The organism is Levilactobacillus fujinensis, from assembly GCF_003946335.1.
Classification (GTDB): Bacteria; Bacillota; Bacilli; order Lactobacillales; family Lactobacillaceae; genus Levilactobacillus; species Levilactobacillus fujinensis.
Map to the genome: position 1 here is coordinate 41,926 of NZ_RHNX01000010.1, position 26,073 is coordinate 67,998.

21 protein-coding genes are annotated in these 26,073 nt (G+C 48.2%); 4 read left to right on the forward strand and 17 right to left on the reverse strand.

The window, feature by feature from the left end; genetic code table 11:
* Window positions 1-764: 764 nt before the first annotated feature.
* Entirely contained in the window at window positions 765-1,004 is a 240-nt protein-coding gene (locus EKM89_RS05405) for a hypothetical protein (protein ID WP_125686434.1), read from the forward strand.
* A 165-nt stretch (window positions 1,005-1,169) separates the two neighbouring features.
* Here EKM89_RS05405 and EKM89_RS05410 read toward each other — a convergent pair whose 3' ends face one another.
* Together EKM89_RS05410 and ispE are read right to left on the reverse strand one after the other, a co-directional pair.
* Window positions 1,170-1,751 (reverse strand): uracil-DNA glycosylase family protein, encoded by a 582-nt coding sequence (locus EKM89_RS05410; protein WP_125686436.1) that lies wholly within the window; start codon window positions 1,749-1,751, stop codon window positions 1,170-1,172.
* Window positions 1,752-1,776: 25 nt separating this feature from the next.
* On the reverse strand, window positions 1,777-2,631 hold the full coding sequence (gene ispE / locus EKM89_RS05415) for a 4-(cytidine 5'-diphospho)-2-C-methyl-D-erythritol kinase (protein ID WP_125686438.1): 855 nt from the start codon (window positions 2,629-2,631) through the stop codon (window positions 1,777-1,779).
* Between the two features lie 652 nt (window positions 2,632-3,283).
* On the opposite strand from ispE, the gene EKM89_RS05420 reads away from it, so the two are divergent.
* On the forward strand, window positions 3,284-3,970 hold the full coding sequence (locus tag EKM89_RS05420) for a hypothetical protein (RefSeq protein ID WP_125686440.1): 687 nt from the start codon (window positions 3,284-3,286) through the stop codon (window positions 3,968-3,970).
* A 652-nt stretch (window positions 3,971-4,622) separates the two neighbouring features.
* Here the strand turns inward: EKM89_RS05420 and EKM89_RS05425 are convergent.
* From EKM89_RS05425 to EKM89_RS05460, 8 genes are all read right to left on the reverse strand, one after another.
* Window positions 4,623-4,859 carry a Veg family protein gene (locus tag EKM89_RS05425; protein WP_011667243.1) on the reverse strand — a complete coding sequence of 79 codons (237 nt, stop codon included), beginning with the start codon at window positions 4,857-4,859 and terminating at the stop codon, window positions 4,623-4,625.
* 99 nt (window positions 4,860-4,958) lie between these two features.
* The gene (gene rsmA, locus EKM89_RS05430) at window positions 4,959-5,849 is read right to left on the reverse strand and encodes a 16S rRNA (adenine(1518)-N(6)/adenine(1519)-N(6))-dimethyltransferase RsmA (protein WP_125686442.1); all 891 of its coding nucleotides are present in this window, start codon (window positions 5,847-5,849) and stop codon (window positions 4,959-4,961) included.
* Window positions 5,842-6,411: a ribonuclease M5 gene (gene rnmV / locus EKM89_RS05435; RefSeq protein WP_125686444.1), complete on the reverse strand. Its 570-nt coding sequence runs from the start codon at window positions 6,409-6,411 to the stop codon at window positions 5,842-5,844. The genes rsmA and rnmV overlap by 8 nt, the downstream gene beginning before the upstream one ends.
* Window positions 6,398-7,177 (reverse strand): TatD family hydrolase, encoded by a 780-nt coding sequence (locus tag EKM89_RS05440; RefSeq protein WP_125686446.1) that lies wholly within the window; start codon window positions 7,175-7,177, stop codon window positions 6,398-6,400. Before EKM89_RS05440 ends, rnmV begins: the two co-directional genes overlap by 14 nt.
* Window positions 7,178-7,428: 251 nt before the next feature.
* Window positions 7,429-9,465: a methionine--tRNA ligase gene (gene metG / locus EKM89_RS05445; protein ID WP_125686448.1), complete on the reverse strand. Its 2,037-nt coding sequence runs from the start codon at window positions 9,463-9,465 to the stop codon at window positions 7,429-7,431.
* 313 nt (window positions 9,466-9,778) lie between these two features.
* Window positions 9,779-10,648 (reverse strand): glycoside hydrolase family 43 protein, encoded by an 870-nt coding sequence (locus EKM89_RS05450; protein WP_125686450.1) that lies wholly within the window; start codon window positions 10,646-10,648, stop codon window positions 9,779-9,781.
* A 32-nt stretch (window positions 10,649-10,680) separates the two neighbouring features.
* Window positions 10,681-11,895, reverse strand: a complete 1,215-nt coding sequence (locus EKM89_RS05455) for an MFS transporter (RefSeq protein WP_125686452.1) — start codon at window positions 11,893-11,895, stop codon at window positions 10,681-10,683.
* A 12-nt stretch (window positions 11,896-11,907) separates the two neighbouring features.
* On the reverse strand, window positions 11,908-14,358 hold the full coding sequence (locus tag EKM89_RS05460; protein WP_125686454.1) for a glycoside hydrolase family 2 protein: 2,451 nt from the start codon (window positions 14,356-14,358) through the stop codon (window positions 11,908-11,910).
* A gap of 159 nt (window positions 14,359-14,517) precedes the next feature.
* Here EKM89_RS05460 and EKM89_RS05465 point away from each other — a divergent pair, with 159 nt between their 5' ends.
* A complete protein-coding gene (locus tag EKM89_RS05465; protein ID WP_125686456.1) occupies window positions 14,518-15,552 on the forward strand; it encodes an AraC family transcriptional regulator in 1,035 nt (344 codons plus the stop codon).
* A 482-nt stretch (window positions 15,553-16,034) separates the two neighbouring features.
* Here the strand turns inward: EKM89_RS05465 and EKM89_RS05470 are convergent, their stop codons facing one another.
* From EKM89_RS05470 to trpS, 7 genes are all read right to left on the reverse strand, one after another.
* Window positions 16,035-16,880 carry a DUF72 domain-containing protein gene (locus tag EKM89_RS05470; protein ID WP_125686458.1) on the reverse strand — a complete coding sequence of 282 codons (846 nt, stop codon included), beginning with the start codon at window positions 16,878-16,880 and terminating at the stop codon, window positions 16,035-16,037.
* 260 nt (window positions 16,881-17,140) lie between these two features.
* Entirely contained in the window at window positions 17,141-17,467 is a 327-nt protein-coding gene (locus tag EKM89_RS05475; RefSeq protein ID WP_125686460.1) for a hypothetical protein, read from the reverse strand.
* A 5-nt stretch (window positions 17,468-17,472) separates the two neighbouring features.
* On the reverse strand, window positions 17,473-18,177 hold the full coding sequence (locus EKM89_RS05480) for an NAD-dependent protein deacylase (RefSeq protein ID WP_125686462.1): 705 nt from the start codon (window positions 18,175-18,177) through the stop codon (window positions 17,473-17,475).
* Between the two features lie 21 nt (window positions 18,178-18,198).
* Window positions 18,199-19,164 (reverse strand): IpaB/EvcA family protein, encoded by a 966-nt coding sequence (locus EKM89_RS05485; protein ID WP_125686465.1) that lies wholly within the window; start codon window positions 19,162-19,164, stop codon window positions 18,199-18,201.
* Window positions 19,165-19,179: 15 nt separating this feature from the next.
* The gene (locus tag EKM89_RS05490; protein WP_125686467.1) at window positions 19,180-20,436 is read right to left on the reverse strand and encodes a hydroxymethylglutaryl-CoA reductase, degradative; all 1,257 of its coding nucleotides are present in this window, start codon (window positions 20,434-20,436) and stop codon (window positions 19,180-19,182) included.
* A gap of 669 nt (window positions 20,437-21,105) precedes the next feature.
* Window positions 21,106-22,026: a Ppx/GppA family phosphatase gene (locus tag EKM89_RS05495; RefSeq protein WP_125686469.1), complete on the reverse strand. Its 921-nt coding sequence runs from the start codon at window positions 22,024-22,026 to the stop codon at window positions 21,106-21,108.
* A 20-nt stretch (window positions 22,027-22,046) separates the two neighbouring features.
* Window positions 22,047-23,066: a tryptophan--tRNA ligase gene (trpS, locus tag EKM89_RS05500; RefSeq protein ID WP_191988752.1), complete on the reverse strand. Its 1,020-nt coding sequence runs from the start codon at window positions 23,064-23,066 to the stop codon at window positions 22,047-22,049.
* A gap of 574 nt (window positions 23,067-23,640) precedes the next feature.
* On the opposite strand from trpS, the gene helD reads away from it, so the two are divergent.
* Window positions 23,641-25,947 carry an RNA polymerase recycling motor HelD gene (helD, locus tag EKM89_RS05505; protein ID WP_125686473.1) on the forward strand — a complete coding sequence of 769 codons (2,307 nt, stop codon included), beginning with the start codon at window positions 23,641-23,643 and terminating at the stop codon, window positions 25,945-25,947.
* Window positions 25,948-26,073 lie beyond the last annotated feature (126 nt).

The following is a 26,073-nucleotide window of genomic DNA, read 5'->3' on the forward strand; positions in this document are numbered from 1 at the left end:
ATGCAAATCATACTGTAACCGCTTCCAGTTGTCAATAGCTATTTTGGGATAATCTACCTATATCAAGTTCTAAACGAAATTTAATAGAAATATTTATATGAAAGCGTTGACAATTAACAGTTGCTCGGCTACACTATTGGTGACGATTAAAAAATTCAATTTCCGAAATTTTTTGTCAGAGGTGTTGTTCGTTAGAACTACCGAATTGACGCGGCATGAAGCCCCGTCTCAGTTGTTTTATACCCGGATTTCGCTCCGAGTAGTGTTGGCGTCCAGCCCACGTCGACCAAATTAAAGCGAGTTGGTTGTTTACATATTTATTTTTGAATTTAATTTGGGGTACTCCAGTGAGATTGGTCGTTGGGGTACCCTTTTTGCGTGTTACTGAAGACATGAAAGTTCCAAGACACTCATTATGACTGTTGTCACAACGATACGGGGTCTAAAATTAGGCAACGTTGGCTAACCATCGCCTTACCGGCCGGCAGATATGGGCTGGATCGGTGCGAACACAACTTGAAGCCTCGAAAGGACCGAGTCTTCAAGCTTGGTTTTCTACTAAGCCAGCAGGAAGCCCACCTGCCGACTAAGTAGAACGACGCGCCTGAGCCCATATCTGCCGACCTCTCGGCTGACGTAGTTGGTCTGAGGCAACAAGGATCATGCCGTTAGGAACGCTGTTGAGTTATGCTTAAACTTTAGCAGCCACTTGGGAGTCAGTGATTGGAATTGACGCGCACAATCAGAGCCGGAGGCGGTCAGGGATGCAGCTAGCCGTGTCGACGATGCTAGTCGGCGTTTTTCCCGGCTTACATCGTGGGACGACCTGGGAGACGCCTGATTTTGGCGGCTTTCAGGCGAGCCGGAAGCCCGTCCTTTGGCTGGAAGCGTTCCCAACAGCAAGCGGAATCCCTGGCAGCTGGAGTGCGACCAGTACCACTAATTTAGCGGTGACAATTCCTTATACAGCTACTAACGGATTCAACCTTCTCCCTTACGCATAGCTAAGGAAAGTTCAGTTACCGAAGTGACTATTTGAAGCGATTTACGACATAAATTGACTAAAAGGAGCGATCTACTCGTCGCCACTTATTCGTGGCAAACGGGCAAATCGCTCCTTTTTGAGTTTTATCTTGATTGCGTAAACCAAGCAACTTTTTAAAACCGGTCTAATTCATGATCTCGTGAACCCGTTGTTGGAGTTCCGGAACCACCGACTCCACAAACCACGGATGTTGATGTTGCCAGCCATAGTTGAGCGGCGATGGGTGAACTAATGGAAAGTAGTCCGGCAAATAGTCGGCATAGTGTGCGACCGTTGCGGTTAACGTTTTTTCGTGATGCGTCAGATAGGCCTTCTGGGCATACTGCCCAATCAATAACGTCAATTTGATATTAGGCATCAATTCTAGCAGTGGCGCGTGCCATTTTTCAGCGAAGCCTTTCCGCGGTGGCAGATCTCCCCCGTGCTCGTGCTTTCCGGGATAGTAAAAATCCAGTGGCAATACCGCCAACCGACCTGAATTGTAAAACTGATCCTTAGTCACGCCCATCCAGTCTCTGAGCCGGTTACCACTGGTGTCATCCCAAAATGTCATAGATGCTTGCGCTTGACGACTAGGCGCTTGGCTGACCAACAAAATTTCCGCGCCAGCCGTCACATGATACAGCGGTAAAATCCCCTGAGATGTGAAGTCAGCGTTTTGCGGATCATCTTGAATTGCTTGAAAAATTTCGTCTGCTTTCGTCATTACTGCCATCCTTACGCCATCCATTTTAAGGTAACGGCCGAACCAAATAGACTTCCCGACAGAAACCTTTCATCCCATTAAAGACTCGTTGGGCGCGTGATTGCTTGCCACACAGGCCAAAAACGGTCGGCCCAGTCCCACTCATCTGGGCAGCGTCGGCACCAAACTTCATCATCTGTTGCTTCAACTGCGTGATTTCTGGATAACGACGGGCTGTTAACGGCTCTAACGCATTCCCCATGACCGCGCACATCGCCTCAATATCTTGATTCCGAACTGCGCGCAATAGAGCGTCGATATCTGGATGCTCCAGATTGTCATACCGAATCTGCTGTAAAATACTGGGCGTGGAAACACTGACCTTCGGCTTGGCTAGGACAACCCAGGCCGCCGGCAATTTGGACAACGGTGTAATCCGTTCTCCCCTGCCACGAACGTGCGCCGTACGACCATAAACGCAGTACGGCACATCGGAGTCAATCTGCAAGCCTAGTTCCGCCAGCTCTTGCCAGCTTAAATTGAGGTGCCACAGCTGATTAAGCCCCCGCAGAACCGCCGCTGCGTCGGATGATCCACCACCGAGACCAGCCGCTACCGGGATATTCTTCTTGATGCGGATATTGACCCCTTCATCAACGTGATATTTTGTTTGGAGCAAATGTGCTGCCTGAAATGCTAGATTTCGCTGATCATTGGGCAAAAAGCCACTATCCGAGGCTACCCGGATGCGTTTGTGCTTGGTTAGTGTTTGAATTTCGACATAGTCCGCCAAGTCCACGGACGTCATGACCATGTTCCACTCCTCCGCCCCATCTTGGTGGTGATAGGGGGTATCGAGCCCGAGGTTTATCTTGGCAGGCGCCTTTTCAATCAGTTGCATGAGCTCACCTTAATTCTAAATAGGCCACCGCCTACCATTCTCGTGAATCTGATTAAGCCTATTATACTATGGTTACTCCCAAAAGAAAAAGGGTTCTCCAAGCGCTGTGAATTCTTTCTGGAAATACATAGAGAAAGCCGGCTTGCTGCTGACTGGTGATGCACGACGACCGCCAGAGATTCTGTTGGCTTCGTGTTTGAAGACGCGCTGCAAGTTGGATTAGCACCGTTGCCAGCCCCTATCTGGCACCCCGGTAAGGTAAGGCAAAGCAACCACAACGTTCTCAAATTTTGTTGCTAAGAAATTTTGGGCAAAATAAAACCGGACCGCCTCTTTACTATTCCCAAATGGGGATTACCAGAAAAGGGGTTTAGTCAGGCACAGTTCACAAACGCAGAACCAAGAGTATGAATTTATATTACGGGAAAAAAGTGAAGAAACATGCTACATTTAAGTAGAAAAGGAAGCAACCAAATCAAGTGATAGCTTTGTATTGGTAAATAACACACTCGACTCAGTGGCTTTTTTCTGTCCCCGGCATATCTAAAACCAGTGGCGGTAAGACAACCATGGTTAGCAAGGTTGGGGGGCGCCGGAGAGCGTAAGGAATTTTATACCGCTTATTATTAATTTGGTTGTTATGGAGATGCTAATGAATACGCAACGAAAATTAAACATTGCTACTGTTTCCTTTAGTCTAATCGCCGGAATCCTATTGTCTATCAAGATAACTGATTATTATCAACTATCAAAGATGTGGGTGGATCATCCTGACGCCCACTTAAAGAATTATATTTTGATTCTTTGGATTTTGGTAATCATTTTAATCTTAAATGATTTAGTATGGTTTTATTTTCGCACTAAAGAGTTAAATTTTAAAACATGGCTAAACTTTAGTATTCTAGTCGTAACTTTGAGTGGCTATATTTTTCAATTCACACAGTCTCCCAATTATAAGAGCTACCATGTAACACCTTATCCAATAAGCGCTGTCACAGTTGAAAAACAAGTAAATTCCAAGTCGTATAATCCATATAAAGACTTCCCCATTTACTTCTATAGAAAGACAGATCACTCATATAAAGACGTGAACCATCTAATTCGCCTGTATTCATTAGAACAAAGTAATGATCTACCCAGTATTAATATGGCAACTTTAGAAAAAGAGTTGGGCAAGAAAAGATATGATGTCGTTATTAAAAATGCAAAAATAAACGCTAACAACGCTTTCTTTGTGAAATATACTGACTCTAATGCCAATTCTCGTAGAATTACATTTAATAATCTACAAAAATCAGGGAATCTAAATAAAGCATTGAAATTCATTGACAATCACTAAGCTCAAGCAGTTGTTCAATTAACACACCTTTATCCCATTTACTAATTAAAAGCCCTCCCCTATCCAGTGATGATTGCGGCTTAGGGGAGCGCTTTTAGTTACCAGCTAAAGGTTGAAAGCCAAAATGTTTGCGTTACTCTTGCGACAGTAGGAATTATCACGGCTAAATTAGTGGAAAACAGCCGCACTTCGGCTCTGACTGTGCCCGTCCATTTCGAACGCTGAATTCCAGGTAGGTGTTAGAATTCAACACGGCGCAATAGCTATTTCTAATAGGCATGATCTATGTTGCCTCAGACCAACTACGGTAGCCGAGAGGTCAGCAGATATGGGCTCAGGCGCGTCGTTCTACTTAATCAGTGGGTGGTGGTTCCTCGTTGGCTTAATAGAAAACCAAGCTTGGAGACTCGGTCCCTTCGAGGCTCCAAGTTGTGTTCACACCGATTCATCCCATATCTGCCGGCCGGTAAGGCGATGGTCGGCCAACGTTGCCTAATTTAGACCCAGTATCGTTGTGACAACAGTCATAACGTGTATTTTGGGACTTTCAACCTTCAGTTACCAGTCAACTCGGCGTTACTACTGGTTAACTCATTACATCACAGTGACAGAAATGTCCGCAAAATAAAAAGGCCGCAATCGGCCCAATTATCTATTCATCAAAGTCAACTTCGATGTTCTTGGTTAAAATATCGGTGTAACTGTATGAAACCCGTTCAAACGAGTTTTCGTCTTGGTCTAGATCCACTACGAAAACGGCTGGATAGGTTTCCCGAAGAATTCCATGCCGCTCTGTCGTCTTCTTACGCCCGGCCTGTGCAATCACCATCAACTTTTCGCCGATGCGATCGTCCAGTTTGTTCTTAATGTTCGCTAAACTTGTTGGCATGCACTTCACCTCTGTGAAACAATTATAACATCGTTTCACAAAAAACGCAAATTATACCACAACCGGCTTAAAACCGCAAGAATCCTCAATTGGTAAGGGTTACATAAGTCCTTCATTGTGAAAAGCATTGGTCAATTCGATGAAATTTATCAAGGTTAGCCGCTCTGGGCGGAGTTGACGAGAAATTCCAGTCTGATTTAAAGCGGCTTCAATTCGTTCACGGACTTCTGGTTGTTTCCCGAAAATCCCCTGTAAATTGTTCCACAATGATTTCCGGCGATGAGCGAAGCAGCCCTTAACAAACTTGAAGAGGGCCTGGTCTTCGTACGGTTTAACCGGTAACGGGTCGCGACGGGTCAACCGAATGATTGCCGAGTCAACGTTCGGTTGTGGAATGAATGCCGTCCGGGGAACCGCAAAGGCTACCTCAACGTGCGCGCGGTATTGCATAACCACCGACAATGATCCATACGCCTTGGTGCCGGGTTTAGCGACCAAGCGGTCTGCAACTTCGGCCTGCATCATGACCACAATCGTATCAAACGCCACGTCGCTCTGCAGAACACCCATCAAGATCGGTGTCGTGATGTAATAAGGCAAGTTCGCAATTAATTTCAGTGGATGACCGGGCTCAAAATCATGCTTGACCACTTCTGGCAAATTCGCCTTTAAAATGTCTTGATTGATGACCGTGACGTTGTTGTAATCCATCAACGTTTCGTCCAAGACTGGCAGGAGGTTCTCATCGATTTCAAATGCCACCACATGATACGCTTGTTTGGCGATTTGTTCGGTCAAGGCACCAATCCCAGGACCAATTTCGATAACATTATCATGAGCGTTCACATCGCCAGCCGCCACAATGTTGCGTAAAATATTCAGGTCGGACAAGAAGTTCTGGCCTAAACTCTTCTTCGCAACCAAGTGGTACCGGTTGAGAATCGCTTTAGTCCGGGCTGGTGACCCAATTTCTGGTACGCTGTTATTCATTTGCATTCTCCTTTGCTCGAACCCGCTTCAAAGCCGCGGCAAAATCTGCCGGCTGGATGCTAAACATCCGCAAGCGTTTCTCGAGCTGTTTGCCATTAACGTAACCGATCTGCAAGAGTTCGCCGAGTTGTTCCCGTCGCTCTTTGGCCCCAGCGCCACCAATCAGTCCAGCGGCCAACAAGTCCTCATGAGTAATCAAGGTTGGCGCCGCCGTAGTTTCCGTGTACACGTGATCTAGTGCGGCTCGAATTGCTTCAGGACTGGCATGCTCCACACCCAGTGAGCCACCGGCCTTGTCTGGTCGTCCTTCGGCTTTAGGTAAAAAGGCGTGTTTGGCGTTTGGAACGGCCTCGGCCACAATTTTACGAATCTTTTCGCCAGAGAAATCAGGATCGGTAAAAATGATGATACCGCGTTGGTCGGCTAATTTTTCAATTAAGGCCAGCGTGTCGTCATCAATAGCAGAACCGCGCGTCTCAATGGTATCGGCATTGACCGCCCGGTTGATCTGCTTAGTATCGTCCTTACCCTCGACCACGAGGACCTCTTTAATCTTCTTCATTTATTTTGTAAAACTCCTCTGCATTTTTAAACGTGGCAGCAGCGATTTCTTCCGGTGTCGTTTCCCGTTCCTTGGCAATGGCCTCAACGGTGTAACGCGTGAATCCGGGTTCGTTCTGCTCCCCACGATGCGGTTCCGGCGTCAAATATGGCGCATCAGTCTCGACCATCATGACGTCTAGCGGCGTGGCCCGTACGGAATCATGGACTTCATGAGCGTTCTTAAAACTGGCGACCCCGGAGTAGGAAATGTGCATACCCAAATCCAAAAACTTTTTCAGCCATTCCGGATTACCGTTGAAACTGTGCATAACACCACCGATTTCACTAATACCAGCTGCTTTAATGATCCGATAAGTGTCTTCAAAGGCATCGCGGTTGTGGACAGCGATGGGCTTACCAACTTCTTTAGCAATCGCAATTTGCCGGGCAAAAACTTTACGCTGAACGTCCTGTGGCGACGAATCCCAGTGATAGTCCAGTCCAATTTCGCCCAAAGCCACGACTCGGTCATCGGCCAACTGTTCTTCCAATAGCTTCTCAGCTGCGGCATCGTAATTCTTAGAGTCTTCTGGATGCCAGCCAACCGCCGCATAGAGTTGCGGATATTGGTGAGCCAACTTGATTGCGTCGGCGTTCAGTTGCGTGTTGGAACCAATGTTGGTCATCTTGACAACGCCCAAATCGGCCGCCCGTTTCAGGTAGCCGGGCACGTCGTTAATAAATTCCTCGCTGTTCAAATGCGTATGCGAATCAAATATCTTCATCGAATTCCTCCTTGATTTTTAAGAGTTAATCTCAAGGTTAAGCACTAAAGGTTGCGTGCTAACTTTTAGTGTAAATCAATAACGTTTCTATAGGCATAACCTATGACCAAGTCAGCCGGTCGGTTAGACGATGCCTGAACATTTTAGTCTTAGTATCGTTGCCAGAAGAAGGTGCTCATAACCAACAAAACGCGGGTTGGCGTCTCATCGACCCGCCGCCCACGTTTTGGTTATGGTTATTTTTGAATTTTCTAGCTAACGTCAGAGCCGTTGACCATGGCGCTTGGTAGCGTCAGGAGTTGAACCTTGCCATCATGTTCGGCAGAAAGCAACATCCCTTGACTGACTTGGCCACGCATCTTCCGTGGCTTCAAGTTGGCCACAATAACGACCTTTTTACCCACGAGTTCTTGTGGTTCTGGATACCATTGGGCAATTCCGGACAGAATTTGCCGCGTCCCCTGGTCACCAGCGTCCAGTTGGAACTTGAGCAACTTGTCGGCACCTTCAACGTGGTCAACCGCTTTAACTTCGGCCACACGGAGTTCAATCTTTTCGAACTTGTCAAAACGAATCTCCGGCTTGTTTAACGTCAGGTCACCAGCATCGTCTGCCTGAGCAGCCTCTTGTTGGGCTTGCGCCTTAGCAGCCATGGCCGCACGACCCTTCGTCTTTTCAGACTTGGTCATTTGGCCTTGGATGAAGTCGACTTCTTCTTGCACGTCGATCCGTGGGAAAATTGGCGTCCCCTTAGCAACGACCTGCTTGCCGGCTGGTAAGTCAGCAAGTTTCAAATCGGTCATGGTCAACGTCTCTGGATCCAAGCCCAATTGCGTAAAGATCTCCTTAGGCGCATGGGTCATCACTGGACTGATCAGCGCAGCGATTACCCGCAGACTAGCAGCCAGGTGGGCCATAACGGCGGCCAACTCGGTAGCCTTACTATCGTCCTTAGCCAAGTTCCAAGGGGCAGTTTCATCAATGTACTTGTTGCTCCGTGAAACCAGTTTCCAGATCTCAGACAGTGCATCGGCGAAGTGCATTTGGTCCATCAAGTCATGGTAGTTGGCAATAACGGCATCAGCGGTGGCTTCGAGGTCACCGTCAAATTCAGTCACACCAGCTGTATAGACTGGCAATTTGCCATCCTCATACTTGTTGATCATGGCAACGGTCCGGTTCAACAAGTTCCCCAAGTCGTTGGCCAAATCATAGTTCAAGCGGTCCACGAAGTCTTCGGGCGTAAATGTCCCGTCGTTTCCGTAAGGCATCGCACGCATCAGGTAGTACCGTAGCGCATCGAGACCGTAACGATCGACCAACGTTTCAGGATAAATGACGTTTCCTTTAGACTTGGACATCTTACCGTCCTTCATCAATAACCAGCCGTGCGCAAATAATTCATCGGGTGCTTCAACACCTAACGCGTGCAACACGATTGGCCAATAAATGGAATGGAACCGAACAATTTCCTTACCCACCATTTGAACATTAGCGGGCCAGAACTTCTTGAAGAGGCTCTCATCGTCACTGGTGTAGCCCAACGCCGTAATATAGTTGAGCAAGGCATCGATCCACACGTAGACCACGTGCTTGGGATTACTTTTGACCGGCACGCCCCAAGTAAAGGTCGTCCGGGAAACGGCGAGGTCTTCCAGACCAGGCTTGATGAAGTTATTGATCATTTCCGTCATCCGTGATTCTGGTTGGATAAAGTGGGGATGGCTGTGATAGAAGTCCAACAGCCAGTCAGCGTACTTGCTCATCTTGAAGAAGTACGACTGTTCCTTAACCAATGAAACTTCATGACCAGATGGGGCCTTCCCACCAATCACCTTACCATTATCATCATGGTAGACTTCGGCGAGCTGCGTTTCCGTAAAGTATTCTTCGTCGTCCTCGGAATACCAGCCTTCGTACTCACCTAAGTAAATGTCGCCCTGCTTCAGTAAGCGTTCGAAGACTTCCTGAACAGCCGCAACGTGTTCCTTATCGGTCGTCCGGATAAATTTGTCGTTAGAAATTTCCAACGTCTGCCACAGTTGCTTGATTCCCTTAGCCATGCCGTCCACGTATTCCTGAGGCGTCTGGTTTTGAGATTGGGCCTTATCTTCAATTTTTAAACCGTGTTCGTCGGTCCCCGTCAAGAAGAACACGTCGTAACCGTTGCTCCGCTTATAACGCGCAACCACGTCACACGCAATCGTCGTATAAGAATTCCCGATGTGTAACCGCCCAGATGGGTAGTAGATCGGCGTTGTAATGTAAAAAGTTGGTTTGTCTGCCATAAAAGAAAAGCCTTCCCTCGCTCTAAATTATTCCGTTGTTTTCGGGTTAAAATTCAATGTAAATTCTAATTAAGTATAGCATAAACCCCGGTTCAGCCATAGCGCTTTACCGGGGTTTTATATCTTAATTTTAGGGGATAATTACCCAAATCGAGCTGAAAAATTAAAGCCCTTGAGGTCATGTAAATTGGTCATACTGCAACTGCCAGGGATTTCATCTGCTGTGGGCGTACTCCGTTTCCCCGACTCGGCCGACGACATTCTAGCTCTGATTTTACGCCGTTGAAGGTTACCCCTGCACCGCATACCGCACCTACTTGATGATCAATTGCTGGTTCTTTTCACCCACGGGTAGAAACTTCGGATGCTCCTGATAAAAATCATTCGGCGAATGCAAAACATATCGTTTTTGTCCGGTCAACGTCGTAAATAGCATGCCATGGCCCCCCGTTTCAATTACTGGATCGGGTAACTGTTGCCAATCGCCAAAGATATCCCCGGACTTAGAAATAGCCTGTCCAACTGAATATCCCGCATTTCCCCAGCTTGACCACAACATCACTAGGGAACCATCGGGCTGTTGATAAACAGTTGGTCCATCAGCAAAGTAGGCATCCCCCTTAATTCCAAACTCCTTTTCTGCAAATGGCACTGGTTTCGCCCACTTGGCTTCTGCAGCCGAGAATAAACGAACCGGCTCGCCGACTGTCTTAGTCCAATCGTCAGTCAAAGCTACCGCACACATATCGCCTTGTGGCACGTCCTGTAACGTATGCGAGTAAACTAAGTAGGACCGACCATCCTTTTCAAAAATTGTTGCATCGATTGCTTCACTGTCTGCTGCGGTCAATTGTGTCACGTAGTGGTAGGGACCCAATGGCTTATCCGCTTTGAACAAGTTAATGGACTTCTTCCGATGCGCACCACCTAGGGTCGTTACCAGGTAGTTCTGGCCATTATGTTCGTACGCTTCCGGCGCCCAGTAGTTTTCTGTTGCCCAAAAGCCCTCTGGTCGATGAAAGACCTCATTAGGCCCCTGCCAATTTTCAAGGTCTGAACTGACATAGCAGTCAAAACCATCCATCTCACCCCAACACGATTGACTACGCGTGCCAAATAAATAATACTTACCATCTTGAACAAGAACATACGGATCACGAATATTGATATCAGCTGTTTTCAAACTAGTTTCCTCCCACCATTAGATTATCCTTTTTAAGCATTTTCCGTTTTTCCAGATTGACCAAAGGCCTGTTCGACAATTTTTCTTTGCAACCCAATTGCGGCAATCAAAATGCACAGAACCAGGCTAGCCAGACCACTGGTCGTGAAAATATTTAACGCTGATGTATCGCTGCCGGCCAAAATATTCATTAAGAATGGACTTGCAAAGCCGCCAATCGCCAACCCAGCCGAGTAAACACCAATCGACATCGGGACACTGGTCTTATCAGCAGAAATTGAAATTAAGTAGGGATATTGGGCCATGCACAGGCTTAATGCGGCACCGGACAAGAAACTACCAACCCCAATCATAATCATTGAGTTCGCAAAGCCGATAATCAAGAACGATAACGCCATTAACAAAAATGATGAACTAATCGTATAGTTTTTTAGGACCTTAGCTAACGATCCAACGATAATTCCGCAGAGCAACCCACCTAGTAGCCCAATCATTGAGAGACCACCGGCTAGGGCGCTACCACCAAGATGATGCGCGGTCACGAACAATGAAATATTGTTGGAAAAAACATTGTACAGTACCATTGAACAGAAACCACCTAATGCAATGAGCCACGTAAACTTATTCACGGAAATTTTAGTCTTCTCGACAGGTGAATTTTTCGTCTGAACATTTTCCACAGCTTCACTCTTATGCAATGGCAGCGCTATCAAAACAATGATTAAAATCAGAACTGGAAAGAGATAGGCCAAATAGTTGTTCACCCAGGATTTGGCGGCTAAGACGCCTCCTGCAAAAATAACCAGCATTGCCCCAAAGTTCGTAAACGCTGTGTTCTTTCCCATAACATCCTGCCGTTGATTTTCCGGCAACTCTTCCGTAATCAAAACCTGAACGATGTTCGTCACCATCCCTTGGCCAAACCCAATTACAGCAGAACAGACTAACAGAAAACTTAAACTAGCATGGTATACCAGCGGTGCCAGTCCTCCTAAGCAAATCAGGGCAACACCGGTAATCGCCAAATATTTATGTGGCATCCGCCCGGCAGCTAATCGCCCAATGACCAATCCAGCAATCAAGGCAGCCAGGTTTGGAATCGACGTCAGCATCTGAACAAACGTATTCCCTGCATGGAAAGCTTGCGCAATCGCAGCGTAGGATGGTGATGTTGTCAATGAGATCATCGACAATGTACTTAAGGCTAAAATTCCAACTTTTCTTGATAATATACTCTTCGTCGCCATTATAATCTCTCCTTAATTAACTTTGATTTCAGTCGTCACTTCTGCTAAATTCTCGGCCGCAACACGAACCGTTACTGTCCCCGAGCGCTGTCCTAAACGAACGATTCCAAGGGCCTGCCCCTTAAATAGATGCTGTGTAGGTGTCGTAAAACCTTCTTCTGGACACGGATCACTCGTCCCCAATGCCTGTAGTGTCCCCGGACCGGTGACGGTTACCCTAATGTCACTGGTATCAATTGGATTACACAAACCATCTTGGTCAACTGCTTCAATTTCAATAAAGCATAAATGGTCTTCTCCGGATTGAATCTGTGCATTATCAACTTGCACGGCTAAATGATTCGTCGCCTGAACTGTCTGTAAGTTGCTTTCACCGACAACGACACCATGCTTATAGGTCACTGCTTTCAAGGTTCCTGGCTGATAGGTCAATTGCCATTTACTGTAAAATTTTTGAAAATCATCACCAACTGGTTTCTTTCCTAAGGACTGATCATTCAAAAACAGTTCGACCTCATCCCCCGTTGCGTAGACTTCTACAATGATTGGTTGATCATCAAATCCCGGCCACGTCCAAGAGTGTTCCGAATCGGTCCATGACCAATTGCTGACAAACATCTTCTTACCAAAGTTTTCAGGCCGCTGAACGGCAATGTATGGCTCATTTTGTTGGCGATTCCAGATCATCGATCGCCAATACGAAACGGGCTTGCGATTACCAGTCAAATCAAAATCACCACAGTAAGCCGTTACCCACGGATAAGGGGCCGTGAAGGACTGATTACCGTCATCGGGTACTAAGCGGCCAACGCCGGTCTCTCCCAAATAATCCCAAGCCGTCCACGAGAAATCGCCTAAGACGTACGGATGCTGCGTGACTAAATCCCAATTGGTCGCTAAATCTGATGGATTTGTTTCCGTTCCAATAAAGACTCTGTGCGCATCCCGTTGATGATCAAGTTCATACCGCGCCGCCGCATAATTGTAGCCAATGATATCTACCATGTCACAGGACTCCGCAATTGCTTCGGTCGTGATTGGATGCGTATTGACCAACGGCATAAGTTCCTTAAAGTTATTCATCAAATCATTGATATTTTCCTGACTCATTTTGGTCTTCAGTGAAGCTGCAATCTGTGGTAATTTGTCCATACTAGATAAGGTTGGATTAATCGCATTAAGCACATACCGCGTCGCGTCCAAAGACCGAATCTTATCGATAAACTTCCGGCCCCAGAAAGCGGATGTCTCGGTTCCCGTCTCGGGAATTTCATTGCCAATGGAATAGATAATGACAGACGGATGATTGAAATCTTTGTTGACCATTGCCGTGAGGTCTTGTTCCCATTGCTGTTCCATGTAGAGTGCATAATCATAAGGCGTTTTGGGTTGCGTCCACACATCGGTAAATTCATCGATGACGAGCATGCCGTACTTGTCGCACGCAGCAATTAATTTGTCATTCATTGGATTGTGCGCCGAGCGAATTGCATTGTAGCCAGCCGATTTAAGTCGTTTAACCTTACGTTCCTCATTATCCTTAAAGATGGCTGCCCCCAAGAATCCTTCGTCAGGATGAACACAACCACCTTTCAGGTTAATCACTTTTCCATTCAACATTAGGCCTTGTCGATTGTTTAATGCCAGGGTTCGGACACCAAAGATAGCTGACTCCTTGTCAACAATTTCATCGGCCACTAATAAGGACACCCGACACCGGTATAAATTCGGCGTAGCCACGGACCATAATCTTGGCGATGCTAAATAAATTCTGGTTGAAAGTTCAAGCTTAGAAGTCGACTTTAAATTGACCTTCTCAAGTCTGCTTGCAACAACCTGCTCTTCGCTATCAAAAATCTCATATTTCAGATGAACCGTCTTCGCACCAATTTCCCGATTAACTAGTTGTGCGCTCACAACTAACGTCGCATTATCCGCATCCGCACTTTCCGTTTGAATATGAACGCTATCGTCGCTGAGGCGCAATGGCTGACCAAACAATAGCCACACATCATCGAAAATTCCCGACCCGGTATACCAGCGACTAGCCGGTTGCGCTTTATTTTTCACAACAACTTTGATCGTGTTGGTTTGACCAAAGACAACGTAGTCCTGAACGGCAACCGTAAAGCCGGTATAACCATAGGGATGGCGGCCAACGACCTGGTTATTGACTAAAATCGTCGTATTTCCCATGACACCTTTAAATTTCAAAAATACTTCCTGATTTACATGTTGCGCATCAATCAAGATTTCCTTGACATACTCATAGTCTTCACCAGCGAAGAATCCCATGTCTGATCCTGTATCATTTTCTGCACGTCTCTGCGTTCGCAGCATCCCATCGTAGGGCAAGTCGACATTAACGTCATGGATCTTTGCGGTACCACCTGACACTTGATCACTAACATCCGTAGTCCCATTCTTTACTTTCCAAGACTCATTAATTAAAATAGATTCCATCTAAACCGCTCCTTAACTTGTTGGTTTTTACGAAAGCGCTTTCCTAATTGACAAGTCCTATCTTACGGGACGGGCGCCTTAAATTTGGTATCATTTCTTTACCTATTCAGACATCCATGTACCTTTTTTAAACATCATTAGCTAGTGAGGTGAACGCAATTGTCCGAACAAGATTTTTTCGTACACAAGAATTTACGCACAGAGCGAGAGGAAAAAGTATCTATTGCGGAAATTCGGTCAACGCGACAAAGTGACTATGATATCTCTCTCGAAACATTCGAAAAAGGCGCAACGACAAATTATTTCTATCGTTACACCTTAAATAAAAACTCAGCATTTTCAATGAATACACAGGAGTCAAAGTACTTTGAAAAATTCAATCTTCTCCATGCGCAAAACTATTTTGTCCTCATTTGTCCGCTAAAAGGTGAGCTTTCTGTCAACCTTGATGGTCATGTTGTGAAGCTAAATGAGGGTGATGTTTGCATTGTGGACAAGAATCTATTTCACACAGAGGTTGCTCGGCAAAATGAAGTTCAGACTTTCTTTTTAAATATTTCGGCGGACTTAATGCGGCAATTATTCAATAATCGTTTTGTTTATTTTCACCGTTCAGGTGCGGTTTTCGACTTTTTTCAACAGACACTCGATGAAACAACAACTGAGAAGCAAGCCCTCATTCTAAAACGAAATTATTCGCCGGCAAAGATTGCCTCAGTTCTAGTTGGCTTTTCAGCTATTGAAGCCGAGTTCAAAGTAAAACAATCTGGTTTTGTTTTCATGCTAAAAGGACTGCTGGTCAGACTGCTAGACGCCCTGGCCAATGGCAACCTCTATACTGGATCTGCTATTCGCGTACTCTCCCCTGAACGTAATATTGTCATTCAACAGGTTAAGCAACTTATCGACCTTCGAGAGGCGAAAATTTCCTATGTCGATTTAGGTGCGGCGCTAAAATATAACGGTAATTATTTAAACCGACTATTTCAAAAAGAATACGGCCTTTCCATTAAGCAATACAGTAACATTGTCTGTATCCGTCGCGCAGACTACCTCCTTATCAACTCCAACAAATCGGTTAAAGAAATCATTTCCCAACTTGGCTTTACGAATCGTACTAGCTTTAATCGCCTCTTCCAACAGAAACACGGCATGGGACCAGCAGAATATCGTAAAGAACACCAGGTTCACTAACAGCGGCAAAACCGGGTTCAGGTGCGTCGTTCTATTAAGTCAAGGAGTGTTTAGTAGAAAAATAAGCTTGCAGACTCGGCATTTTCGAAGTTTTAAGTTGTGTTCGCACCGATCTAGTCCCATAGTTACCGGCCGGGTATGGCGATGGCTGGACAACAGTCATATGTCATGGCTTAAACCTTTCAGTTATCAGTTTTAAGCGGAGCCGGCTACTTTTTCACCCGTTTCGGTAATATAGATTTGGAAACACAAAAACATACTAAGATTAGCTCAAAAAGTTGCTCTTTTCAGAATCTAATGATTCTGAAAAGAGCAACTTTTATTTACGCCACTATGGTGCCGAAACGTGGGACATAAAGCAGTTTGTTGCGCTTAACCCGATAGCAAAAATCATGCCAAAATCAAGCATAATTCCTGCTATCACGTTAATGCTCGCAAACTAGCCGCTTTATGTCCCACTCTCCACCGCTGACTTTATTCTTTTAAAACAAATCCAACTGCTGTGGCGCCAAATTCGCCCAATGTAAGCCTAGAATCGCCTGCAACCGTTGCGCATTCGGTGCGGCATCTCGGCCGGAGTTGTTGTTGAAGATGACGCAGACATTTTTTGCCTGTTGATCTAGCCGTTTAGCCAGTGCCGCAAAGTTCTGCAGCTCCTCTTCTGAGTACCGATACAGCGTCCGCGTCTTACGCCAGCTAGCGCCTTGATTAAACCAGCCTTGCGCGTTGCGGCCGTGCAAGCGGACCACCGCCAGTGCCGATGTCGTCACTGTGTCGATCAACGGAATCCCATCGTTTAAATTATGCGGTTCGTCGGTCGTCACGTTGGTCAACTTCAGTGACTTGAGATAGTCCAGCACGTCGGTCGTCATCCCCGGTGTTGCGAACCAACTCGGGCTTCGAAACTCAACGGCTACTGGCAGATTGCCCATCTGCACACGCACGTCACGGAGATACTCAATGTTGGCCGTCGTCCGATTGAAAAACGGCGGAAATTGAAACAGCACCGTTAACAACTTGCCACTGACTACCAGGGGTTGAATGGCTTCCTTAAACTGCTCAAATACCGTTGCCAATGCCACTGCATCAACTGGCTCCTTGCGATTGTGCTTGGTCATGACCTGATTCGCCTTCAGAATATACTGAAAGCCATCCGGCACGGTAGCGGCCCACTTGCCAATCGTAGTCTGCCGCGGAATCCCATAGAATGGCGTATCCAGTTCAACCACCGGAAAATGGCCCGCGTATTCAGTTAAGGTCACTGGCCGATCTTCACCGCCAATCAACGCCGGGTGCTCGGTCCAAGTGGTTAACCCAATACTAATCATCCGCAGAGTCCTCCTCTAAGATTTTTAAACTAGTTACCAAAGGTTGAAAACCAAAATGTTTGCGTTACTCTTGCAGCAGTAAGAATTATCACGGCTAAATTAGTGAAAACAGCCGCACTCCGACCGTCAGGGATTCCGCTTACTGTAGAGAACGCCTCCAGCCAAAGGGCGGGCTTCCGGATCGCCTGAAAGCTGCCAAGTTCAGGCGTCTCCCAGGTCATCATCGCCAACAAATAGAAACGCCACCCCCCGGGTAAAACCTATTTAAACCGCTCGAATTGCTTGATCAGTTCAGCCTCGGGCGTGGTCAGGCGACCGCTAAGCTGACTGATCAGCCGTTTCCCCGCTAATCGATCATTGTAGCGAATCCCGGTGACACACAAATCGATCAAGGCAAACAGTGCCGTCACCAGTACCGCCTGTTGCCGCGTGAACGTCACGCTAAATAGTGTGACTAGCTGACCGTTGAACGCCACCTGTAAAATACCATAGATGACCAAGGTGTCCGGAATCAGTTGCAGAAAGCTAAGCCAGCGTAATCGCCGGACCAACTGCTTGAGTTGATGAATCACTTCTTGATGGCTCATGCGCGTTACCCCCGGACCTGGAGTTCGTTAAAGAAGTCAGTGGCGTCGGCTTGGACCATATCATAGTCAAAGCCTAAATCTAATTTTTCCTGATTCACAACGACTACTTTGGCCGCACTGTTTCTGTAATCGAGTAAACCAGCAAACGGGTAAACGCGCATCGACGTCCCAACGATAACCACCAAATCGGCCTGATTCATGGCCGCCACAGACCGTTGAATGTTCGTTTCGTTTAGTCCCTCATCGTAGAGCACGACGTCTGGCCGTAACCAACCGCCATCCACGTCATGGTGTGGGTCCTTCAGATAGTCCTGCCACGCCACTTTAGCGCCGCAGACCTGGCAGTGCACCTGGTACATGTTGCCGTGAAATTCCACCAGATGCTTGGTGTGGGCCACGTTGTACAAGTTGTCGATATTTTGCGTAATGACCATTGCACGGTCCTGTTGCGTCAAGGCCGCTTGCTTTTCGTGAATGACGTTGGGGGTGGCATCCGGGTAGTAGAGGTTCTGTTTTACGTAATCGTAAAATACATCTGGTTCCTGAACTAAACAGGTGTGACTCAGATAATACTCGGCGTTGCGGTGTCCAGTGTATAGGCCATTTTTCGACCGATAATCTGGAATCCCAGAAGGCGTCGAGACGCCCGCACCAGTTAAAAATACAATGTGCTTCGCCTCGTCAAAGGTTGCTTGTAAGCTCGCTTCCATACCCAATCATCCTTTCTAAAATTAACGCAAGATGTATGGCATCTTCAACTGTTTGAAGAGGTCTTCCACCGACATATCATAGATCTTCGTGTAATAATCCGGCGTGTCATCCTTCGGTGCTGGTGACGGCAAGACAAAGGCGTTCTGCTGATCAGCCCGGTTAAAGCCAACGTAGCCGCGCCGCTGGGTCGTCTTTTCGTGCATATCTGAATGGTACAGTTCGAAAATTTGCTTGACGGTCAAGCTTAGTTGACGCTTGGATAGCACACTGGTCAGCGTTGTGAATTCCGTATTGTGCAGTGCTGGCAAATGCCAAGCCTCTAATTGGGCGTCGAATGCCTTGAACAATTTGACTACGTTACGGCGTAAGGTAAACGGCGAATCCACTGGCTTTTCGCTAATGATATCGTATAACTTCCGCGCGGCAGCGTAACTAATTGGATAGTCGCGCTTGAACTGGGCGATGATTTTATCGTTGTCAAGGCCAAAGAAGACCAGTGCATCCAACAGTGTCAGCGTTCGCAACGTCATTTCATCATCGACCGGTGTGGGTTCCGGCTTGAGTGTCGCCGTGACCCCATTTAAGTATAGTCCCGCAATCTCATCAGTGATCAGTCCATGCTTGCGTTGTTCACTAACTACCACAATGTGGCTCACGATATCATAAAGCTCGGTCCCCATGATCATCAATTGTTCGTCGAGCTGGGGTTGGCCGGTCGTCAACGAGAAGAAGACTTGGGGGAAACCAGACAGGATCATTAGCAAATGAACCAGTTCGTGAGAAGCCGTGTAATTTGGTGCCGTCAAATCGGCGACCTGAATATTAATGTCCTTACCCATTTGAACCTGTTGGGCTTGGTCGTGACGGACGAAACCCGCTTGGAGTTCACCAATAAATTGAACTTCGACTTTGCCGGGATAGAGCGCGTTAACCTGATTTAAGAGGCCTTGAACCTCATCGTTTAATTGCACATCTTTTGCTTGCATAATTTTTAAGTTCCCCTATTTCTTTAAATTTGCCTGACGAACGGCTTGAAGTGCCGCCGTCGCTTGCGCCGTGGTCGGCTGCTTGAATTGGGCCAACCGTTGCGTCACGGCTGGTAATTCTGTTGGGGTCGCTCCCACGGACAGTGCTAGTGACTTGCGCTGAAGCGACATGTGACCACGCTGAATGCCATCGGTCACGAGTGCCCGCAGTGCCGCCACATTCTGTGCCAGCCCCACGGCGGCCGTCATGCCCATGAGTTCACGGGCGTTGTCAACCTGAGCGAGTTGCTGGTTTATCTGCACTAACGGCAACACCTTGGTCGCCCCGCCAACGAAGCCAAGCGCTAAAGGAATCGTCAGTTCACCGTGCAGGACTCCTGCACTGACCCACCAGCGACTTAGGCCTTGATAACGCCCATTTCGGCTAGCATACGCGTGCACGCCACTTTCGACGGCTCGCCAATCGTTGCCCATGGCAAGCACCACGGCATCGATACCGTTCATAATCCCCTTGTTGTGAGTTACGGCGCGGTACGGATCGACCTGCGCGTAATCGCTAGCCTCAGCAATTCGTTTGGCCACTGTGGCACCCGCAATTGTCTTCGTCTTTAACTGCCCAACCGGCACGGCACAACTCGCCGTTACCAGACTGTGCGTGGCGTAATTACTAAGAATACTCATCAAAATATCCACGTCGAAGTGTGCCTTGATTTCGGTAGCGACGGCTTCAGTCAGCGTGTTGACTAAATTGGCTCCCATCGCCTCACCAACGTCGATGAACAGGTCTAAGGAGACCCAGTCCGGCGGCAAAATACGAACGCGCAAGGACCGAGCGCCGCCACCGTGCGTGAGCAACGTGGGGTGCGCCGCATCGGCCACCTTTAGGAGTTTCTTCTCATGGCTCATCAGCCAATCCTGTAAGTGCTGTGGATCACGGACGTGGCTAAACACAATCTGGCCCATCAACTCGCGCCGAGAGACTTCGGTCGTGATTCCTGTAGCGCTAGTCAGCAAACGGCCACCATTGCTGGCAGCGGCAATCACTGACGGTTCCTCGGTCACCATGGGAACGGCCACGTCGCACCCGTTGACCCGCAGATTGACAGCCACCCCCTCGGGCAACCCATAAGTCGTTAAATAGTTTTCAATTAAATCTTCATCGGTGGCCTGCCGACGCTGTGCCAGCAATGCCAATTGTGCCACCGTCAAATGACTGGTACGCGCAAGCTGATCGCGTCGTACCCGATAAGGTAACCGGTAAAAAGCCGTCATCGACCATCGACTCCTTTCAATCGTGTAAATATTGCGAAGCTAGTGCGTGTCGCTTATTGTACGAACGCTTCACAGGCTTCGGTCGGTCCCCACAGTATGGGCGTCTGCCAGCCGCAGAAAAAATCCACAGTCCCTAAACCACTCTCTCTAACACCCACCACTAGGTAGCGAAAGGCCACTGGAAAATCCAGTCAACGTTAACTCGTGTTGCCGGAGCCGGAGGAGACTAGGTACGGAGTCCGTGTCGGTGCTGTTAGCTAGCGTTTCTGCTAGGTTACAGCACGGGACGGCTTGGAGACTCGCTCTTGGCGGCTTCAAGGTGAGACCGAAGACCGCTGCATAGGCTTCGGTCGGTCCCCACAGTATGGGCGTCTGCCAGCCGCAGGTAAAATCCCCATAATCACTAAACCAATCTCTCCAACAACCCACCTCTAGGTAGCGAAAGGCCACCGGAAAATCCAGTCAACATTAACTCGGGTTGCCGGAGCTGGAGGAGACTAGGTACGGAGTCCGTGTCGGTGCTGTTAGCTAGCGTTTCTGCTAGGTTACAGCACGGGACGGCTTGGAGACTCGTCTTTCGAGGCTCCAAGCCGCCTCTGAAGACCGCTCTTCAGGCTTCAGAGGTCGCCCCACGGACGTAGTACCTAGTCTCCGCAGGCGGCATCAGGGTTACCGTTGACTCAGGTATTCCGAGATGATGCCTTCGCGGACGCCGCTTTCGGAGAAGATGACCCTATCCGAATCCAACATCTGCAGCAGTGTCACCAACGGCAACATCCCGCCAATGATAATGTCGGCACGTTCCGGCTCCAAGCCGGAGATTCGCCGTCGTTCGGCTAGTCGCACTTCCAACAACCGTTCAAAGGTCTTCATAACCTGGCCGGTAGTCAGTCGGTAACCGTGGATATTTTCCACGTGTAAGATTTTTTGCTGCTGCCGATTCATCCGGGCCAGCGTCCGATTCGCGCCACCCAACAAGACAAGCGGGAGGTGTTTCGCATCATTTAGCCACCAGATGTCCTGAAGCCGTTCGCGCAGAAAGACCTGAGCCGAGAAGAGGTCAACGGCTGTCACTTGGTCGTCGAGATGAAACTGTTCGGAGAGGTTGACGGCACCAAACGGCACACTGATCAGATTGGCATCACGACTATTTTTTACGTGGACCAGTTCACAACTGGCCCCACCGGTATCCAAAAGGAGACAGTCCTTAATTTTCAAGCGGTTGACGGCCCCTAAGTAGTCATAGTAGGCTTCCTGATCACCCGACAGCACTTCAAGCTGAATATCGGTTGCCTCGGCCACGCGTTTCAAGAAATCATCGCGGTTACGCGCTTGACGCACTGCCGCTGTCGCAATCCCCCGGACAATTAAATGGGGAAGTTGTTCATAGTAGGGCCGAAACGACTTTAACGCCGCAATCGTGCGGTCCATCGCATTCGGTTGGAGAATTTTCTCGGGCCCCATGCCCTCTGACAAACGACTATCGACCTTGACTCGGTTAACTTCCCGATAGGTGCCGTCATCGTGCAGCTCATTAACGGCCATGCGGACCGAATTTGACCCCAAATCAACAATGGCTAAATTTTGCATTGTCTATCCCCCATTTCAACTTAGCCGAAGTAGTCCACACCAATTGCGTGGCGTACTTCGTGCAAGGTTTGCGCAGCCACTTGGTTCGCGCGTTCGCTCCCCTGCTTCAAGATGTCATAAACAGCCCCTTCGTCGGCAGCAAACTGTTCGCGGCGTTGGCGGATCGGTTGTAATTTGGCTTGCAAGACGTCATTTAAGTAGCGCTTGATCTTGACATCGCCGAGGCCACCGTGTTGGTATTGAGCTTTCAAGTCAGCCACGTGTGCTTGATCTTCAGCGAAAATATCGAGGTACGTGAAGACAGTGTTCCCTTCAATGTGACCTGGATCTTCGATGTGAATGTGTTCGGGATCGGTGTACATGGACATGATCTTCTTTTGAATCGTATCTTCACTATCGCCGAGGTAAATGGCATTGTCCAGAGACTTACTCATCTTAGCGTTGCCATCTAACCCAGGAATCCGACCTTGACCCTTTGGTGGGAAGTAGCCCTCAGGTTCTACCAGAATTTCTTGACCATAAACGTTGTTGAAGGTCCGGACGATTTCACGGGTTTGTTCCAACATTGGCTCTTGGTCTTCACCAACAGGTACCGTATCGGCCTTGAACGCCGTGATATCGGCAGCCTGGCTAACCGGATAGATGAAGAAACCGGCCGGGACACTTTCACCAAAGGCCTTTTGCTTAATTTCTGCCTTGACCGTTGGGTTCCGGTTCAGCCGAGAGACGCTGACTAAGTTCAAGTAAGCCATGGTCAATTCGCTTAGGGCTGGAATCTGAGACTGCACCAGAATCGTTGACTTGGCGGGGTCGATTCCCACGGCTAGGTAGTCTAAAGCTACTTGTAGCAAACTGTGCCGAATCTTTTCGGGATCGCGGGCATTGTCGGTCAACGCTTGCGTGTCAGCGATCATGATGTAGGTGTCGTAATCGCCGGTATTCTGTAAAGCGACCCGGTTCTTCAACGAACCAACGTAGTGTCCAATATGAAGCTTTCCGGTTGGTCGGTCCCCAGTTAAAATGACGTGTTTTTTACTCAATATTTTTCATCCTTTCTGAAAAAGCGCCCCATTGGCCAATGCCAATAGGACGCTTATGCGCGGTACCACCTAAATTGTGACCATTTTAGCCACCACTTTTGTCGTTAACGGAGACACCGCGATAAAATTAGTTATCGGTTAAATAAAACTGACTCGACCCATTTCGCCCACAAAACCGTTTCAGCACTGCCGGTTTTTCTCTGCAATTGGCCTACTTTTTTCGAGTCCCTATTCCTTTATATTAGCGGTTTTTACGGGCAATGTAAACTGTCAGCCCCCAGAAGATTTATTTCCATCAAAAACGGTGGGATTGATTGACACTGCCCCGGAATATGACTAAACTTGTTAAGCAATTTAGGACTTAAAATGTGGCATTGCTGCATACCGGTTGCCAAAGTTGCTACCTGCTGTGGGCAACACCACTGAAGGATTTGAAGACTCACTCATTAAGACTTCAAGCCGGGATTCAAAAGCTTCTATATGCTCCCCCACAGCGTAGCGTCTGATAGCCGGAAGCGAACCACCAATGAACAATCTACACTTAATCAGAATTTGAAAAAAGGAGGCGGTCAATTTGACCACCAGCGAACAAGCAGAGGAACAACAGCGTGTGGACCAAGTGGCCGACCAGATTGGCGAACGCATCGACAAGACCGTCGCCGACTACACGGCCGCCCACAAAGAACTGCGCAATGTGTTAAAGAATTATAGTGAAAACACCTCAGTCAACTGGTTTGAAGTCGATGACCGAATTGAAACTAGTGCCGAGCTGCAACAACAACGGGCCTTGGTTTCCCGGTTGACCGAAAATCAAAATATCATTGAAGGCCAATTAGATACTTATAAGGAACTCAAAAAGTCACCTTACTTTGGCCGCATTGACATTCAAGATCCCGGTGAATCTCAGCCGGAGTCACTTTACATTGGGACCGCCTCATTTGTCGACGAGGACCAGAACTTTCTGGTCTACGATTGGCGCGCGCCCGTCTCCAGTATTTATTACAACGGGGTGCTCGGCGAAGTCGCTTACAGTACGCCCGCCGGCGATCAAGAAACTAACCTCCTGAAGAAACGCCAATTTCTGATTCAAAACGGTCAAATTACCAGTATGTTCGACACCAACGAGACCGTCGGCGATGAGATGTTGCAACATGCCCTGGGTGAACAAAACGACGCCACCATGCAGAACATCGTGTCGACCATTCAACGCGAACAAAACGACATCATTCGTGACACTAAGAGTGATTTGCTGGTCGTTCAAGGGGTCGCCGGTTCCGGCAAGACGTCCGCTATCTTACAGCGCATTGCCTTTTTGCTGTACCACAGTCGGCGCGACCTAGAAGCCGATCAGATTGTTCTGTTCTCACCTAATCGGTTGTTCAGTCACTACATCAGCGACGTTCTTCCTAGTCTGGGGGAACGGAACATGCGGCAGGTCACGTTGGCCGAGTTTTTAACCCAACGTTTCCAAGGGCTTAACGTTCAAACCCAATTCGCGCGCTATGAAGAAGACCAGCAAACACCGGTCAACTTGCCCCTCCGAAATTTTCGTGAGAGTGCCACCATGATGACAGCCGTCAACGACTACTGTCATCAGGTATCTCCGGATGAGTTGCAGTTCACGGACATTCGGTTTAAGGGTCGCGTCTTTTTTGATAAGGAAGAGATTCGCGACATTTACAGTCATTTCCCAGCAGCCACGGCACCAGCCGACCGCTTTTTGCGCACTAAAAATGAACTAGAAAAGCGACTTAAACATCGGATTCGCGAAGAAGCCAAGGCCGACTGGGTGCGTGACACCATCGACCAGCTCAGCGACGAGGACTATCACAACCTACTAGGCGAAAAACACCTGGGTAAGTTTGAACAACTCGACGATGAGATTGACTTCATCGCCCGGCAAATTGTTCGCCGTCGTCTACGGCAGGTCGACGACGCCATTTACAACGGCTACTTTCTGGATGCTTACGCGCAGTACACCGCCTTTCTCAAGCAATGTCCGCTTCCCGACGACGTTTTGACTACAGACTGGCAAACTGTTATTGACGCCTACCAGCACGACATCGAATACCATAAACTCGCGCTGACTGACGCCGCTCCTCTGCTGTATTTGCGTGACATTCTCGCTGGGGGCGGGGCGAATCACCGGATGCAACACCTTTTCGTCGACGAAATGCAGGACTACTCGATGGCCCAACTGATTTACCTGCAGCACGCCTTCCCGCGGGCTAAGCTGACCCTTCTAGGCGATAGCGAACAGGCCCTCTTCAAGGCGGTGGAGTCACCGGAATCCATTCTGAAAAAGTTGGATGCCGCGCTCAATGTCAAACGGTCGCGCCTGATTACGTTACGGCGTTCCTACCGTTCAACGCTACCCATCACTACCTTTGCCAAGGCCCTTCTACCCGACGGCGACCAAATTGAAGCCTTCAACCGGCCAGGCGACCTGCCCAAGGTGGTCATCCGTTACGATAACGCTGCGGCTTTCAAAGCCCTTGCTCACGAACTACGCTTAGAGCTCGCCACAAATGGGACCGTCGCGATTCTCACTAAGAGTACAGCCGAGGCCAAGTACGTCTATCAGGAACTTCATACCGAGTTCGACCTGACGCGGCTGACCGACACCGACCGCTCCTTGCCAAAGGGGATCGTCGTCTTACCAATCTACTTGGCCAAGGGACTGGAGTTCGATAGCGTCATTGCCTACAACGTATCCGCCGAGAACTACCCCGACGAGCAGTTGACCGGGACGCTCTACACGATTGCGTCGCGGGCCATGCACCACTTGACCCTGTTGAGTATTGGGGCCGCCTCCCCGTTGATTGCATCGGACAAAATTCCGCAAGCCGATTTAACGATCGAACATGAATTCCAGAATTAAACCAGTTTATTGTAACAGCGATACTAAGATTAGAATTAGGCAACATTGGTCAGCCAGCGTCTTATCGGTCGGTAGATATAGGCTTGAGGCGCTGCCCACTCCTGGCAGCTGCAGTGCGATCATTGT

Excerpts from the sequence above, each read along its gene's own strand:
- EKM89_RS05460 (WP_125686454.1), bottom strand. The coding sequence starts at position 14,358 with ATGGAATCTATTTTAATTAATGAGTCTTGGAAAGTAAAGAATGGGACT.
- metG (WP_125686448.1), bottom strand. The coding sequence starts at position 9,465 with ATGGCAGACAAACCAACTTTTTACATTACAACGCCGATCTACTACCCA.
- EKM89_RS05495 (WP_125686469.1), bottom strand. The coding sequence starts at position 22,026 with ATGCAAAATTTAGCCATTGTTGATTTGGGGTCAAATTCGGTCCGCATG.
- rsmA (WP_125686442.1), bottom strand. The coding sequence starts at position 5,849 with ATGAATAACAGCGTACCAGAAATTGGGTCACCAGCCCGGACTAAAGCG.
- EKM89_RS05440 (WP_125686446.1), bottom strand. The coding sequence starts at position 7,177 with ATGAAGATATTTGATTCGCATACGCATTTGAACAGCGAGGAATTTATT.
- ispE (WP_125686438.1), bottom strand. The coding sequence starts at position 2,631 with ATGCAACTGATTGAAAAGGCGCCTGCCAAGATAAACCTCGGGCTCGAT.
- EKM89_RS05475 (WP_125686460.1), bottom strand. The coding sequence starts at position 17,467 with ATGAGCCATCAAGAAGTGATTCATCAACTCAAGCAGTTGGTCCGGCGA.
- EKM89_RS05455 (WP_125686452.1), bottom strand. The coding sequence starts at position 11,895 with ATGGCGACGAAGAGTATATTATCAAGAAAAGTTGGAATTTTAGCCTTA.
- rnmV (WP_125686444.1), bottom strand. The coding sequence starts at position 6,411 with ATGAAGAAGATTAAAGAGGTCCTCGTGGTCGAGGGTAAGGACGATACT.
- EKM89_RS05410 (WP_125686436.1), bottom strand. The coding sequence starts at position 1,751 with ATGACGAAAGCAGACGAAATTTTTCAAGCAATTCAAGATGATCCGCAA.
- EKM89_RS05480 (WP_125686462.1), bottom strand. The coding sequence starts at position 18,177 with ATGGAAGCGAGCTTACAAGCAACCTTTGACGAGGCGAAGCACATTGTA.
- EKM89_RS05405 (WP_125686434.1), top strand. The coding sequence starts at position 765 with ATGCAGCTAGCCGTGTCGACGATGCTAGTCGGCGTTTTTCCCGGCTTA.
- EKM89_RS05490 (WP_125686467.1), bottom strand. The coding sequence starts at position 20,436 with ATGACGGCTTTTTACCGGTTACCTTATCGGGTACGACGCGATCAGCTT.
- EKM89_RS05470 (WP_125686458.1), bottom strand. The coding sequence starts at position 16,880 with ATGATTAGTATTGGGTTAACCACTTGGACCGAGCACCCGGCGTTGATT.
- EKM89_RS05485 (WP_125686465.1), bottom strand. The coding sequence starts at position 19,164 with ATGCAAGCAAAAGATGTGCAATTAAACGATGAGGTTCAAGGCCTCTTA.
- EKM89_RS05420 (WP_125686440.1), top strand. The coding sequence starts at position 3,284 with ATGAATACGCAACGAAAATTAAACATTGCTACTGTTTCCTTTAGTCTA.
- EKM89_RS05425 (WP_011667243.1), bottom strand. The coding sequence starts at position 4,859 with ATGCCAACAAGTTTAGCGAACATTAAGAACAAACTGGACGATCGCATC.